Source organism: Pleomorphochaeta sp. (assembly GCF_050031695.1).
Classification (GTDB): Bacteria; Spirochaetota; Spirochaetia; order Sphaerochaetales; family Sphaerochaetaceae; genus Pleomorphochaeta.
In genome coordinates this window covers 19,826-34,051 of the sequence record NZ_JBNAIC010000024.1, presented here as the reverse complement: position 1 = coordinate 34,051, position 14,226 = coordinate 19,826, and the positions used below count along the sequence as shown (strand labels likewise).

The window sequence follows — 14,226 nt, the reverse complement described above, 5'->3', positions numbered from 1 at the left end:
CTCCGTTTTCATAGTCAATATTATTTTAATAATTTATAGTAAAAATATCTTTATTTTTTTTATAAAAAGTTACTTTTTAAGAAAAAAACCAATAAAAACAATCAATATAACTTAATTTATGTTAAGTTAGTTTTACAGTTAAACAATAATTCATAGTTTTTATTAATATTAAGATGTAATATTTTTTTACAGTTAATTAAGCTAATATATTTAATATTGCAAACAATTAAATATACATTTAATATGTACGCATATGAAAAAAGTAAAAACAACACTATATACTAGATTATTTATATATTTCTTTATAATTATTGCAATTCCAATTATTTCTTTATCAATAGTTTCTTCAACTTTAGCTAAAACAAAACTAATAGATGGATTAAAATTAAATTTATCTACACAAACACAAATGCAAGAAATAAAAATAGAAGAGATATTTGAAGATTATAGGCATAAAGCATATTCACTTTCCAAAAATGAAGAAATAATAGAATTAATTAGAAATAAAGATTTAGTTAATAACGAAGATTATATCAGTGATATATATAATATACTATTTCAAACTATGAAAGGTGATACTTATTATGCTGAAGCATTAATAACTAGCATTGATGGAGAGGTAAAATTATCAACTCATCCTTTTCCTATAGAATATGATTTAAGAAACCATTCAACAATATTAGAGATGGCTACTCCATTAATGGAATCTAAACCTTTTAATTATACTAAAATTTTAGCAAATGAAAATTATTCTCTTAATAATAATGTTTCTTTAATAATGCTTAGATATATTTTTGATGAAAATGAAAATCCTATAGGTTTTGTTGTAATAAATATTTATGAGCAAATTTTTAAAGATATGATTGGAACAAAAACACTTGCAACTTCACTCCTAGTTGATACTAATTCATATGTAGCTGCAGAATTAGATAATGCAAATGAATTCTATTCTTTTAGTTATTATCCAGGGTTAAATAGTAGAGGTCATGAAGAATTTAGTGAAAAAACTTTTTATAATAACAATTATGTTTTATCACTTAAGCAAATATCAACAACACCTTTTTATATAGCAAATTATATCAAAGATCAAACCTTTAATGATAATTATAAACAGATATTAATTCTCGGTATAATTGCTATTTTTATAGGCCTAGTATTATCTCTTATAGTAGCTTATTTTTTAACTAAACAAATAACAAAACCTATAGATAATTTGATTAAAAGCATGAAAAGAGTTGAAGAAGGCAATTTAGCCATTACCATTGAAGATAATAATATTTATGAAATGCAAGAATTAAATGAAAGTTTTAATAAAATGGTAATTCAAATTGTTAATCTATTACAAACTACAAAAGAATCACAAAAAAGAATATATGAAGCAGAGAGAGCGGCTCTTCAATCACAAATAAATCCTCATTTTTTATTTAACACTTTAAATACAATTAAGTCTCTTGCAAATATTAACAATCAAAAAGAAATATATACCATTTCTATAAAACTTGGAAAGCTATTAAGATCTTCTATCTATAACAAAAACGCCAATTGTGAACTTGATAAAAGTATTGAACTTGTTAAAAGTTATTTAACAATTCAGAAGATAAGATTTGATGAAAAATTAAATATTGAATATGATATAGATGAATCGTTATTAAATATTCAAACGCCAAAACTAATTATTCAACCTCTTGTTGAAAATACTATTATTCATGGATTGAGTCCTAAAATGGGAGATTGGTTTATTAAAATTGAAGTTAAAAAAGAAAATAATTATTTGCTTATTAACGTTATTGATAATGGAATTGGCTTTAAAGATAAGAAATACATGAATAATATAGAATTATTTTCTAATACTGAACATATTGGTGTTTACAATGTATATAAACGATTAGAATTAGCTTACAATGGCAAAGCTTCTTTATCATTTAGTGATATTAAAGAAGGTGGCACAAAAGCTACTATAAAGATACCTTTATCAAATTATTATTTTGGAGAACCTAATGAAATATAATGTTGTAATTATAGAAGATGAAAAATTTGAATTAGAAGAACTCTCAATGATTATAAACAATGAAATAAATAACCTCGAACTAATTGGAACTGCAATGAACGGTATTGATGGTCAAAATATTATCAATACTTTATGTCCAGATATAGTAATATCAGATATTCAGTTACCAGGACAAACAGGATTAGACATGCTAAATAAAATTGAGCCTCCCGTAAAATCAATAATTTTATCAGGTTACTCAGATTTTAAATATATGCAAAATGCTATTAGATTAGGAGTAGAAGATTATTTATTAAAACCAATTGATGATATCGATTTAAAAAAAGCTTTAAACAAAATTACTACATCCCTTGATATTTTAAATAATAAAAAAGATAAAATTAATAAAATTGAATTAAATGATTCTGTACAAAATCATTTAATTAATAATGCAATAAAATATATAAAAGATAATTATATGTCGCCAATTGGCCTTCAAGAAGCTGCTACATATTTAAATGTAAGTGAAACTCATTTATCTAGATTATTTAAAGAATTAGTTGGTATTAATTTTTTAACTTACTTAAATTCTTATAGAATTAACATTAGCATAGATTTATTAATTAATACTAATGAAAATATTAATGAAATTGCATATAAATGTGGATATTTAACACCAGGATACTATGCTAAAATTTTTAAAAGATTTATTAAAACTACTCCAAAAAAATTCAGAGATTCCCAATAAAAAAAAGTGCTATTACAAAATTCGCAATTCGTAATAGCACGAGTGATTTATTTTAAAAAAGGAAGGGTTATCCTTTTCTAGATTCAAATACAGCAGCTCCACCTAAGAAATACTTAGATAAAAAGCCAAATAGTAAAAACATTGGAATAGAGGCTAATAAAGCACAAGCCATCATCGCACCTTCATCGGTTTGTTTTTCTTCACTAAATTTAGTGATATATAATGGAATGGTTTTCATAGTTTCTTTTTGAGCTACTAATAATGGCCATAATAAATTATCCCATTGGTTTCTAAAACTCAAAATACCTAATGTTGCAATAACTGGGGTACAGTTTGGTAATACAATACTTAAATAAATTCTAAACTCACCTAAACCATCTACCCTAGAAGCATCTAAAAATTCACTTGGGAAAGTAAGTAAATATTGTCTCATTTGGAAAACTCCAAAAGCACTTACTAAAAATGGGATTATAAGACCTCTATAACTATTCATCATATGTAAATTAGCAGTAACAATATATAAAGGAATCATAATTGCTTCAAATGGAATCATCATTGTTGCCATAATTGACATGAAAATTGCATTTTTCCCTTTAAAATTAAATTTAGCTAACCCATATCCACATAGTGAAGCTAAAAAAACTGTTGTTAAAGATACAGTTATAGCAACAATAAGTGAATTAAAAAGAGTTCTAAAGAAAATAGCATTATTGTTATTTCCTAGAATTGCTTTTATAAAGTTTGTAAAAAATGTTCTATCAGTAGTTGTAAAGTATTCTTTTGAAGGGATCCAAGAAAAAGGCATAGCCAAAATCTGTTTTGCATCCATAAAAGAAGCTGATAACATAAATAGAATTGGTAGTATAGTAAATCCAAGCACTAAGATTAATAGAGCCCAAACTATAACTTCTGTAATTGTTAATTTTCCAACAAATTTATTCATCTCTATCTCCTAATACTCAACATCATCTGCATTATTTACTTTAAATTGTAGTAAAGTAAGTAATAACATGATTACAAATAAAATAATTGACATAGCACTAGCTCTACCAATTTTACCGTTACGAATACCTGTAAAATAGATATTCATAGTAATAACATCAATTGGTTGACGTGCTGTACCACCTTGTTGGAACATATATTGAGTTGAGAATGTTTTCAAACATTGAAGCATTGCCATAACAGAAACTAATAAAACAGTTGGTTTTAATAATGGTAATGTTATTCTCCAAAAAGTATGCCATTTAGTAGATCCATCTACTGTTGCAGCTTCATATAAAGTTGGAGGTATTGATGCAAGTCCTGTTATAAATAATATAACGAAATACCCAATATACTTCCAAAAGTAAACAATCATCGTAGATATTTGTAACATTCTTGAATTAATTAGCCATCCATAGTCTTGGCCCGAAGTAAACATGAGTGTATTACTAAATTGATTAATTAATCCCCTTGGATCAAATAAAATCATCCAAATAGATGCAGCTACAACACTAGATAATACTGCTGGTAGATAAAATCCAATTTGGAAAAAACCCCTATAACGATTTTTTCTAAGTTGCATTAACAAGACAGCAAGAATTAATGAAATAATTACCATAGGAATAAAAGTCCCTAAAGTAAAGGTTAATGTTGCTCTCATAGAATTTGCTAATGAAAAACCACCATTATCTTTAGTAAATAAATAAATATAATTCTTAAGACCAATAAATTTAGATGTTCTTGAAAATACTTCTTTATTAGTTAAGCTAGTAATAAAAGCACTAATAATAGGATAAAAACTAAAAAGTGCAAAAAAAACCAAACAAGGTATAGTGAACATAAAACCGTATCTAGCTTCTCTTTTTTCTATACTATATTTTTTTTGTTTTTTGGACATAGGTCCCCCAAATATTTAAAATTAAAATAGTATGATATTGGAATAATTAAATTCCAATATCATTTTATAAAGTTTTATTCTTCATCAATTAATTCTTGAACAGAAGCTTTTAAGTTTAAGTAAGCTTGTTCAGGGCTAACATCTTGTAACATAACATTTGAAACAGCTGTGCCTAATAAAGATTGAATTTCTGTTGAATTTTCACCGAAGTATAAGTGGTGAGCTCTATCCATATCGCCATTGAATACATCTGCATAAGGCATGTTTAAATATGTTTCACTACTCATTAATGATTTTGTAGGTGGAATTAAGTTAACTTCAGTTAAATAATCTTGTTCATTAGCTACCATTGAACCAATCATTTCCCAAGCTCTTTGTTGTGTTTTTTCACTTTCATCAGCATTAACCATGTAGAATTGACCATAGAATGAAGCTGAAGTGTTATTAACAGCATTTTCGAATGTAGGGAAAGGTACTACCATCCATTCACCACTGTTATAGAAATCAGGGTTATCATATTTAATTCTTGCTTCTTGATATAAACCTGATAAACACATAGCAATATCATCATTGTTAGCATTGAAAAGTTTTCTTGCATTTTTGTATGTAGGAGAACCTAGATTTTGACCATTTGGACCCCAATTTTGCATATATTCTAATACATGAACCCAAGCATCTTTTCCAACAATAGCTTCACTACCATCTTCACTGAATAAAGATCCTCCTAATTGTTCTACCATTGGTACTAAGATTTCCAAATAATAAGGATATCTGAAGTCAAAACCACGTCTTTCAATAATATGACCATCTCTTTTTACTAATTTTTCAGAAACTTCAACCATTTCTTCCCAAGTTTTAGGATAATCAGTATCAGGGTTTAATCCAGCATCTTTAAATACGTTTTTGTTAATATATAGACACCAGCTTAAGCCTTCAAAAGGAATACCATAGATTTCACCATCATAAGTTACAGGATCTAACATACCATCAATATAGTGTGCTTTTAAATCTTCTGCATCTTTATAACCTAATGCTTCATAATTAACAGGAGCAACTCTTCCAGCTGCTACGAAAGGATAAGCATTATGACTTTCTAGATTGAAAATTGTTGGGCCTTCATTTGCAGCAAAAGCAGTTTGAACTAATTCAATCATTTTTTTAGATGATTGACGTGTTGCATTAACAGTAGTATCAGCATTTGCAGCTTGGAAATCTGCAATGTATTGATCTTCGATTATTTGTCTATTTGCATCTTCGTGTGTCCAGAATTCAATAGTTACATTTTCTTCTTCTTTTTCACCTTGAGCAAAAACAAAAGTAGGTGCAATTAATAAAATTGCTAAAATTGTTAATAAAATTTTTTTCATATAACCTCCAAGTTATTATTCATAAACTTATTTTAGGTTAGATATAGCATTCTGAAAAGAAAACATATTTTATATTAATTAAACAAAATTAGCATTTATTAAAATAAATTATAGATTTATCACATAATTTCAATAAGATCACTAAAAATACTTTTTAAATCATCTAATTTTAAAGTTGCATATTTATCATAAGGGGTAGAATCTCTATTAATTATTATTAGTTTCCCTTTATTTTGTAGTGTATACATTGGTAAAGAAGCAGCAGGTTGAACAATTAAGGAAGACCCTAAAACTATAGCTAAGTCACTATTAGAAAAACTTTCAACGGCCTTATCAATAATTATTGAATTTAGATTTTCTCCATAAAAAATAATATCAGGTTTAATTAAACCACCACATTCTATACAATAAGGAACTTTATCATTTTTAACATCATTAATTATATCTTTATAATCATATTTCTTATTACATTTTGTACAATGATGTGTTTTTATACTTCCATGTACTTCATATACATTTTTACTATTTGCTTTGGAATGAAGCATATCAATATTTTGAGTAAAAATATTATTAACTAAATTTAGATTTTGAAGTCTAGTTAAAGTTGTATGAACAATATTAGGATTTATTAAATCCATATCATACCAGGTATCCTTTGCCCATGAATAAAAAATATCAGGCCTTTTAAAGAAAAAATCATAGTTCAAAATATCCTCAACACTTAAATGATGGTATTCTTTTGAGTATATTCCATTAGAAGATCTAAAATCTTTTATTCCACTTAAAGTAGAAATCCCAGCTCCGGTTAAAACCGTAGTCTGGGAACTCTTTTTTAATAAATTATATAAATATTCAACACTATCCATACAATTATTATAAATCTATTTATAAAAATATAAAGAACTTTATACTTGTTTTCCTACAATTGTATTACCATTAACAGATAAATATTCTACATTAACTATTTCACCAGGAGTAATAGCATTTTTAATATTAAAAGCAACCATTTGATTATGTTCATCTTTGCCTAACATTTGTGAAGAATCATTCCTACTAGTTTTTGTTACTAATACTTTATGAATACCATGAGCATATTTAGCTTTTTCTTCGTGGAAAATTTCTTGTTGTCTATCAATTATTTTTTGTAATCTTTCATGCTTTACTTTATCAGATAATTGGCCATCCATTTTAGTAGCAGGTGTACCTTCTCTAGGATTCCAGAAATACATATAAGCTTCATTACATCTTAAGATTTCCATTACTGAAAGTGTATCTAAACATTCTTCTTCACTTTCACTAGGAAAGCCTACCATTACATCTGTTGCAAAAGTTATTTCAGGAATAATTTCTCTTGCTTTTTCAATAATACTTAAATATTTTTCTCTATCATATCTACGATTCATTAATTTTAATATTCTTGAATTACCGCTTTGTAGAGGAATATGTAAATGATTAGCAACTTTTTTTTCTTCTTTAACTACTTGAAGAAGTTCATCACTAAAATCTTTTGGATGTGGTGATTCAAATCTTACCCATTCAATATTGTTACATACTTTACTTACTGCACGTAATAATTTAGGAAAATCATAAACATTATTATTTTCATCTTCATAATGATAGCTATTTACATTTTGACCTAATAAAGTAATTTCTTTAACTTTTTTAGAATCTAAAAATTTTACTTCATTAATTATTGATTCTAATGATCTAGAGACTTCTCTCCCTCTAACATAAGGTACAATACAATAAGTACAAAAATTATTACAACCATTCATTATTGGAACGAAAGTGGAATAATCTCCCTCTTTATAATAATTTTCTAAAAATGAATAAGTATCATCTTTTACTAGATTGTGTTGACCGGTAGCAATATCAAGAACTTTATGCTTATCGTTTGTTCCTAATACATAATCTACCCAAGGAGCACTATCTTTTAATTCTTCAGCTAATCTTTCAGCCATACATCCAATAATCATTAATATCATTGGTCTTTCTTTTTTTATTCTTGAATAATTACCAATTCTTCCCCATACTCTATTTTCAGCACTTTGTCTAACTGAACAAGTATTTAATATTGCTAAATCTGCACTCTCGTCATCTTTAGCTGGAGTAATCCCTACTCCCTCTAACATTGTTTTTATAGCATTGCTTTCTGCAATATTCATTTCACAACCATAAGTTTCAATCCAATAGGTTTCAACTTTTTCTGGTGTTTTATATTTAGCCATTAATATCCTTCTCTTCATGCTTTATAGCACTTTCAATTGTATTTTCCATAAGCATAGCAATAGTCATCAATCCAACTCCACCTGGTACAGGTGTTATTGCACTTGCTTTTTTACTTACATTTTCATAATCAACATCACCCACAACACGATATCCGCGTTTTCTAGAACTATCTTCAATTCTATTTATACCAACATCAATTACAACTGCATTATCTTTGACCATATCTTCTGTTACAAAAAAAGGTCTACCGATTGCTGCTATTAATATATCTGCAGCAGATGTTAATTCTTTTAAATTTTTAGTTCTACTATGAGCAATAGTAACTGTTGCATCTCTTCCCTTTTGAATTAATAAGGAAGCCATTGGCTTTCCAACAATGTTACTTCTTCCAATAATTACAACATTTTTAGATTTTGTTTCAATATTGTAATAATCTAAAATTGCCATAATACCTTTAGGTGTACAACTAACAAAACAATCTAAACCAATTAATAATTTTCCTACATTTTCAGGATGAAAGCCATCAACATCTTTATCACTTTTTATTCTTTCAATTACTTCTTGCTCATTTAAATGTTTTGGTAATGGCATTTGAACTAAAACGCCATCCACACTCTTATCATTATTTAATTCATCTACCAATGAATTTAAATCTTCTTGTGAGGTATTTGCCTCTAATATATAATCCTTATGTCCAAAACCAATTCTTTCACAAGCTCTTTTCTTAGATGCTACATATGTTTGACTTGCAGGATCTTCACCAACTAAAATAACTGCTAATGTTGGTTTTCTACCATACTTTTCAATAAATTCTTGAGTATTAATTTTTAACTCTTCTAACTTATTATTAGATACTTCTTTTCCGCTTAAAACAATCATAATTTACCTCACAATGGTTTTATATCATAAATTAATATTTTATAAAATATTCTATCTGTATTTTTAGGGATTTAACTCACAAAAAGAACATAGTTTAATTATTGCTTAATATTATTAAAAATGTTTTACTATATATGATTTATCAATTGAATAAATTATGTAACATTTTGCATTCTTAATTGATATAATTTTTGACAATATAATTTTTTGAGGTATATATGAAACATAAATTTTTATGCTTAGTTGCTATATTAGCTCTTTTTTCGACAAGTATTTTTGCATCTGATACTTTCTATCAAAAAGGAGATCAAAAAGTAACCTTTAATGTTGGGCCAAGTATTCCAGATTTTATCTATTTTTTTACTACTACAGATACTTCTCATACATCTAATTGGTACTCTGGTTTAGATGTTTTAGATATTGGAGGATATGGTTCTGTCAACTTCGATTTCTTCTATAATGAAACAAGCAGTCTAGGTATAGAAGTTGGATATGATTTTCACTATGACAATGGTGATGTTTTATATTCTAATGTCCCTATTTTAGCTACTCACACATACACTCCAATTCAAAACGGTACTTGGGATTTCTCAATAACTAATGGTTTAGGAATATCTTTTAATACCAGAGATGATCAAACTTTAGCATCACTAATTACTACTTTAAAACTTAATACAACATATTATTTTGACCAAAATTGGGGTGTTGGATTAAGTGGAGGCTTCTATGCAGTACCTCAAATCAATTACACTAGTGATTTAACTGAAGATAATGGAATCTTAGCATATTCACCTGCTACAATATCTTTAACATATAGGAATTAAATATGAACAATAAAATCAAATATATATTAATTAGCTTATTAACTTTAGTTTTTCTTATTTCTTGTGATACTGATGCAAGTAGCGGAATTTTATCAAACATTGTTAATTCAGAAGAAGAAACTGAATATGAAATGAATGCAATAACAGCTAAAGATAATGATAATCTATATTCATTAGAAAGTGACGGTATTTATTTATCAACAGATAATGATAGTGATGATGATGATACAAATTCTAGAGAATTAATATTAGATACTTCAAATTATTTAAACATTGAAAATCTTTATTATGCTGATTCAAAAATTTATTTCATTTGTCTTGATAAAGATGATTACACAGAAAAGGTTCTTTATTATTTTAATCCAGATGATGCTTCTCCAACACCAACTGAAATTAGTTTTGAAGAAGACGGAGAATTACTTACTCTCTACTCTAACGGTTATGTATCAGCTATAATTGACGATTATTATTACTATCAAAAATTATCAGATACAGCTGCAATCACAGATTCAACCGCAACTAATACTAACATACCAGATTCTAGTAGCTTAGCTATTTCTATCCCTATGGGGGAAGATATGATTATTCAAACAGTTGATTATGATGATAGTGAAGATGAAGCAACTTATGACTATTATTTCTTAGATGATACAGATAATTCAACTACTAATTTTAAAAGTGATCAAGATTCAAAAATTGTTGCAGCTGTAACTGATGGTACTAATTATTATGCTGTTTTAAGTGATGCTGATTTAATTTATATAAATAACCCAAAAACTGAAGATACAACAGTTACCACTTATTATGATGCATCTGACGATTCATATGAGTTTGATAATTTAACTCCATATATGTATTTTGAGGATGAAGATTTCTTATTATTAGCAGATGATTCTAATTATGTAATGTTATATGATTTAACTGATACTGATACAGATTCCGGTCTTACAGTATTAAGTGAAGGTTTTGCAAACATTATTACAAATACTTCAGATATTGTTTATTATAAAGAAGTAAGCAATTCAATTAATGAATATGTATTCTATCTTGGAACAAATACTAACGGTTATTACACTATGATAATTGAAGATGCTACAATTTTAGAAGATGATGATAGTGATAACTCTAATTACACTAATGAAATTAATGCTGATTTAACTATGGATGATTAGTAAATAGTTTATAAAATAAAAATGAGATGCTTTTGCATCTCATTTTTTTTATCTCAAATTAAAAGCCCTAAAATAAATTAGGGACCTAAATTAATAATTATACATTATCACCACGAACTTCATGTAAAATATCTCTTACTTCAGCATCTTCAAATTGTGAATCAATTTCTTCACTGCTTAAGCCAATAAATTCATGACAATTATAGTGTATCCATACTTCATCTTCTGGTTTAGCTATAACATGCTTTCTGCAATAATAATCTGGTTGAATTGGTAATGGATCTTTATCAGTATTTTCAAAAACTTTATAGTCAAATACTGCTACTTTAATATCTTCACGTGGTATACCTTTACTCATAACAACATTAGTTAATTCATTTACAGTTTTTCCTGTATCAAAAATATCATCAATAATTAAAATTTTATCTCCAGTTCTTAAATAATTAGGAGAATATGTCCAACCATCAACAATTACTTTTGATTGAGTTCTAAGATACCCATAAGATCTAGCAACAACAGCTGCATAAAAAACAGGACGTTGATTATTTTTTAATCTTACCATCTTATAATATTCACTCATTACATTTGCCATATAAGCACCACCACGAAGGGAAGCATAAATAATATCTGGCACAAAACCATCTTGTGTATACATTTTATGAACAAGCTTTAAAGCTGCATCTCTAATATCATCTGTTTTAACGAATTCTTTACTCATTAATTCTCCTCTAAGCCTTTGTTAATATTTCTGCGCCATCTTTAGTAATTACTATTGTATGTTCAAAATGAGCTGATGGTTTTCCGTCAGCAGTTTTTACAGTCCAACCATCTTCAAAATTATCTCTAATCTTTCCAGTCCCCATATTAATCATTGGCTCAATAGCAATTACCATTCCAGCTCTTAATCTAGGATTAGGTGATAAATGTGATACATAATTAGGAATTTCAGGAGCTTCATGTAATTCTAAACCTACCCCATGACCACAATAATCTTTTACAACGCCATAACCATTTTTTGTTGCATGATTATATACAGCTCTTCCTATATCACTAACTCTAGCATTTTTCTTACTAGCAGCTTTTATCCCTAAAGCAAGACATTCACGAGTTACTTGACATAATTTCTCATTTTCTGCTGATGTTGTGCCACCTACAGGGATTGTACGTGCACTATCTGAAATATACCCATTAAGATTTATTCCTAAATCCACAGAAACCAAATCACCTTTTTTTAATTTATGTGATTTTTTAGGTATACCATGAATAACCACATCATTTACACTTATACATGCAGTAGCAGGAAATCCACCATAATTTAAAAAAGCAGGAGTACCTCCTAAATTAATGATATAGTCATAACAAAAGTCATCTATATCTTTAGTACTCATGCCCTCTTTAATAAATCCAGATTCTAAAATATCTAAAAGTTTGCCTAATTCTTTGCAACTTTTCCTAATTCCTTCAATTTGTTTTTCACTTTTGATAGTAATCAATTGAATTTTGCCTCCAATTTATACTTCTTTTGGAATGCATCTAAAATCCCATTGATGAATTTGTAATTAACTTCACTAGAAAAATCTTTAGATAACTTTACAGCCTCATCAATAATAATATGTGGATGTACTTCATTTTGAAGTAAGCTAAATATACTTAGACGTAATATATTTCTATCGACTATATCGATTTTACTTAAAGGTCTATTAAAAGAAAATTCAGAAATTGATTTATCTATTTCTTCAATCTCAGATAGAGTTCCTCTTAAAAGAAAAGAAGCATAAATTTTAACTTCTTCTTCTAAATCATCAATCTCCGCTTGTGTTAAACAAGGGAAATAATCATTTTCAATATTATCAAGTGATAAATTATTTCTGATATCCATTTCATACAATGATTGTAATACTAATTCACGAGCTCTATGTCTTGTTTTCATAATATTCCTTATAACTAAAAATCTTAAAATATATTGTATTTATAGTAACAAATGATGGAAACTCTTACAATCCATAAATGTTATAAAAATAAAAAAATCTCTAGCATTTCTGCTAGAGATTAAATCAACTAAAGTATATTTTACTTTGTTAAATAAGTGATTGTTGCATCTTCTCGTAAATCTTGTGATAATTCAATTAATGCATTCTCTGCTAGAATTTGAGTCTTTTGGTTTGCTAATGACTCTGTAATATATTCTCTAACTGTAGTACTGTCAGCTGGACTAATTGGATCATCTAAATCTAAGAATTTTGCATCTAAATGTTGTTTTACTTTTATTATATGATAGCCTTGAGATGTAATAATCAAATCAGAAGTTTTACCAACATCTAAATCAAATGCAGTATTAAAATACTCTAATCCTAAAACTGTTTTAATATTTTGATCATCATCTTGAGTTAACCAACCAATATCACCATCACTTTTTGTATTAGATACATCTTCATTATATTTTGAAACAGCATTATTCCAAGATATTTTATATGATTTTAAATCAGCAGCTACTTTCTTTAACAATGTTTCATTAGAATTATTTGTATCATTATCACTGAATGGAACAAAAATTTGTCCAATATTTACACATTCAGGATTAATTAAACTACTCTTATTTGCTCTATAATAACCATTAATTTCATCTTCTGTTGGAAGAGCGCTATCACCTGTAAATTTATTACCTTTTTTTAATAATAAATATTGATTAATTACTGATTGTGACTTTAGATATTCTTTATATTCATCGACAGAACCAACTTGTTGAGAAATAATTTGTTCAAATTCACTATCACTAAAAGATCTACCAGCTTGTTGTTCAATTGAATATTTTTGTTGTAAGAATAGCTGATTTAATTGACTATCACTTATAACAACACCATCTCTAGCGGCTCCAGCTTCTAATAAAATATTATCTATCATAGAATCTAATACTTTGATTTTAATATCAGATGCATTAAGATTTTGACCTTGGGCTTTATACATAGCAACTACACTTTCAACTTGTGTATTTAATTCAGTTTCTGTTATTGGGAAAGTTTGACCATTAAATTTTACAATTGCAGCAGGTTTTCCTAGTGGAACTGCAGCAAAAATAGTATTTACACTTATTAATAAACATGCTAATGATGCTATGATTTTTTTAGTTTGCATAATTGAGGA

At 27.2% G+C, this 14,226-nt stretch carries 14 protein-coding genes; 4 read left to right on the top strand and 10 right to left on the bottom strand.

Translation table 11 applies throughout. The features are described from left to right. Positions 1 to 253 precede the first annotated feature (253 nt). Both ACPKM0_RS05120 and ACPKM0_RS05115 read left to right on the top strand, forming a co-directional pair. Positions 254 to 2,008, top strand: coding sequence for a sensor histidine kinase (locus ACPKM0_RS05120; protein WP_472473941.1), 1,755 nt, complete (start codon positions 254 to 256; stop codon positions 2,006 to 2,008). Further along, positions 1,998 to 2,735 carry a response regulator transcription factor gene (locus tag ACPKM0_RS05115; protein ID WP_472473939.1) on the top strand — a complete coding sequence of 246 codons (738 nt, stop codon included), beginning with the start codon at positions 1,998 to 2,000 and terminating at the stop codon, positions 2,733 to 2,735. Before ACPKM0_RS05120 ends, ACPKM0_RS05115 begins: the two co-directional genes overlap by 11 nt. A gap of 67 nt (positions 2,736 to 2,802) precedes the next feature. On the opposite strand, the gene ACPKM0_RS05110 is transcribed toward ACPKM0_RS05115, so the two are convergent. From ACPKM0_RS05110 to folD, 6 genes are all read right to left on the bottom strand, one after another. After that, the gene (locus ACPKM0_RS05110; RefSeq protein ID WP_472473937.1) at positions 2,803 to 3,678 is read right to left on the bottom strand and encodes a carbohydrate ABC transporter permease; all 876 of its coding nucleotides are present in this window, start codon (positions 3,676 to 3,678) and stop codon (positions 2,803 to 2,805) included. Between the two features lie 9 nt (positions 3,679 to 3,687). Further along, a complete protein-coding gene (locus ACPKM0_RS05105) occupies positions 3,688 to 4,614 on the bottom strand; it encodes a carbohydrate ABC transporter permease (protein ID WP_472473935.1) in 927 nt (308 codons plus the stop codon). Positions 4,615 to 4,688: 74 nt separating this feature from the next. Further along, positions 4,689 to 5,981, bottom strand: a complete 1,293-nt coding sequence (locus ACPKM0_RS05100; protein WP_472473933.1) for an extracellular solute-binding protein — start codon at positions 5,979 to 5,981, stop codon at positions 4,689 to 4,691. 119 nt (positions 5,982 to 6,100) lie between these two features. Continuing rightward, positions 6,101 to 6,847, bottom strand: a complete 747-nt coding sequence (locus tag ACPKM0_RS05095) for an NAD-dependent protein deacylase (protein WP_472473931.1) — start codon at positions 6,845 to 6,847, stop codon at positions 6,101 to 6,103. Positions 6,848 to 6,886: 39 nt separating this feature from the next. After that, positions 6,887 to 8,209 carry a tRNA (N6-isopentenyl adenosine(37)-C2)-methylthiotransferase MiaB gene (miaB, locus tag ACPKM0_RS05090; RefSeq protein ID WP_472473929.1) on the bottom strand — a complete coding sequence of 441 codons (1,323 nt, stop codon included), beginning with the start codon at positions 8,207 to 8,209 and terminating at the stop codon, positions 6,887 to 6,889. Further along, positions 8,202 to 9,089, bottom strand: coding sequence for a bifunctional methylenetetrahydrofolate dehydrogenase/methenyltetrahydrofolate cyclohydrolase FolD (folD, locus tag ACPKM0_RS05085; RefSeq protein WP_472473928.1), 888 nt, complete (start codon positions 9,087 to 9,089; stop codon positions 8,202 to 8,204). The genes miaB and folD overlap by 8 nt, the downstream gene beginning before the upstream one ends. 218 nt (positions 9,090 to 9,307) lie before the next feature. Here folD and ACPKM0_RS05080 point away from each other — a divergent pair, with 218 nt between their 5' ends. Both ACPKM0_RS05080 and ACPKM0_RS05075 read left to right on the top strand, forming a co-directional pair. Next, a complete protein-coding gene (locus ACPKM0_RS05080) occupies positions 9,308 to 9,913 on the top strand; it encodes a hypothetical protein (protein ID WP_472473926.1) in 606 nt (201 codons plus the stop codon). Positions 9,914 to 9,915: 2 nt separating this feature from the next. Next, positions 9,916 to 11,085, top strand: coding sequence for a hypothetical protein (locus ACPKM0_RS05075; protein ID WP_472473924.1), 1,170 nt, complete (start codon positions 9,916 to 9,918; stop codon positions 11,083 to 11,085). 97 nt (positions 11,086 to 11,182) lie between these two features. On the opposite strand, the gene ACPKM0_RS05070 is transcribed toward ACPKM0_RS05075, so the two are convergent. From ACPKM0_RS05070 to ACPKM0_RS05055, 4 genes are all read right to left on the bottom strand, one after another. Continuing rightward, complete coding sequence (locus tag ACPKM0_RS05070) at positions 11,183 to 11,803, bottom strand: phosphoribosyltransferase (RefSeq protein WP_472473922.1); 621 nt, start codon at positions 11,801 to 11,803, stop codon at positions 11,183 to 11,185. A 10-nt stretch (positions 11,804 to 11,813) separates the two neighbouring features. Beyond that, the gene (map, locus tag ACPKM0_RS05065) at positions 11,814 to 12,578 is read right to left on the bottom strand and encodes a type I methionyl aminopeptidase (RefSeq protein WP_472473920.1); all 765 of its coding nucleotides are present in this window, start codon (positions 12,576 to 12,578) and stop codon (positions 11,814 to 11,816) included. Then, positions 12,575 to 13,015 carry a transcription antitermination factor NusB gene (gene nusB, locus ACPKM0_RS05060; protein WP_472473918.1) on the bottom strand — a complete coding sequence of 147 codons (441 nt, stop codon included), beginning with the start codon at positions 13,013 to 13,015 and terminating at the stop codon, positions 12,575 to 12,577. Before nusB ends, map begins: the two co-directional genes overlap by 4 nt. A 140-nt stretch (positions 13,016 to 13,155) precedes the next feature. After that, entirely contained in the window at positions 13,156 to 14,217 is a 1,062-nt protein-coding gene (locus ACPKM0_RS05055; RefSeq protein ID WP_472473917.1) for a peptidylprolyl isomerase, read from the bottom strand. Between the last annotated feature and the right edge of the window lie 9 nt (positions 14,218 to 14,226).

Bases quoted from the DNA above. Each gene is read 5' to 3' on its own strand.
- ACPKM0_RS05120 (WP_472473941.1), top strand. From the start codon at position 254: ATGAAAAAAGTAAAAACAACACTATATACTAGATTATTTATATATTTC.
- ACPKM0_RS05115 (WP_472473939.1), top strand. From the start codon at position 1,998: ATGAAATATAATGTTGTAATTATAGAAGATGAAAAATTTGAATTAGAA.
- ACPKM0_RS05110 (WP_472473937.1), bottom strand. From the start codon at position 3,678: ATGAATAAATTTGTTGGAAAATTAACAATTACAGAAGTTATAGTTTGG.
- ACPKM0_RS05105 (WP_472473935.1), bottom strand. From the start codon at position 4,614: ATGTCCAAAAAACAAAAAAAATATAGTATAGAAAAAAGAGAAGCTAGA.
- ACPKM0_RS05100 (WP_472473933.1), bottom strand. From the start codon at position 5,981: ATGAAAAAAATTTTATTAACAATTTTAGCAATTTTATTAATTGCACCT.
- ACPKM0_RS05095 (WP_472473931.1), bottom strand. From the start codon at position 6,847: ATGGATAGTGTTGAATATTTATATAATTTATTAAAAAAGAGTTCCCAG.
- miaB (WP_472473929.1), bottom strand. From the start codon at position 8,209: ATGGCTAAATATAAAACACCAGAAAAAGTTGAAACCTATTGGATTGAA.
- folD (WP_472473928.1), bottom strand. From the start codon at position 9,089: ATGATTGTTTTAAGCGGAAAAGAAGTATCTAATAATAAGTTAGAAGAG.
- ACPKM0_RS05080 (WP_472473926.1), top strand. From the start codon at position 9,308: ATGAAACATAAATTTTTATGCTTAGTTGCTATATTAGCTCTTTTTTCG.
- ACPKM0_RS05075 (WP_472473924.1), top strand. From the start codon at position 9,916: ATGAACAATAAAATCAAATATATATTAATTAGCTTATTAACTTTAGTT.
- ACPKM0_RS05070 (WP_472473922.1), bottom strand. From the start codon at position 11,803: ATGAGTAAAGAATTCGTTAAAACAGATGATATTAGAGATGCAGCTTTA.
- nusB (WP_472473918.1), bottom strand. From the start codon at position 13,015: ATGAAAACAAGACATAGAGCTCGTGAATTAGTATTACAATCATTGTAT.
- ACPKM0_RS05055 (WP_472473917.1), bottom strand. From the start codon at position 14,217: ATGCAAACTAAAAAAATCATAGCATCATTAGCATGTTTATTAATAAGT.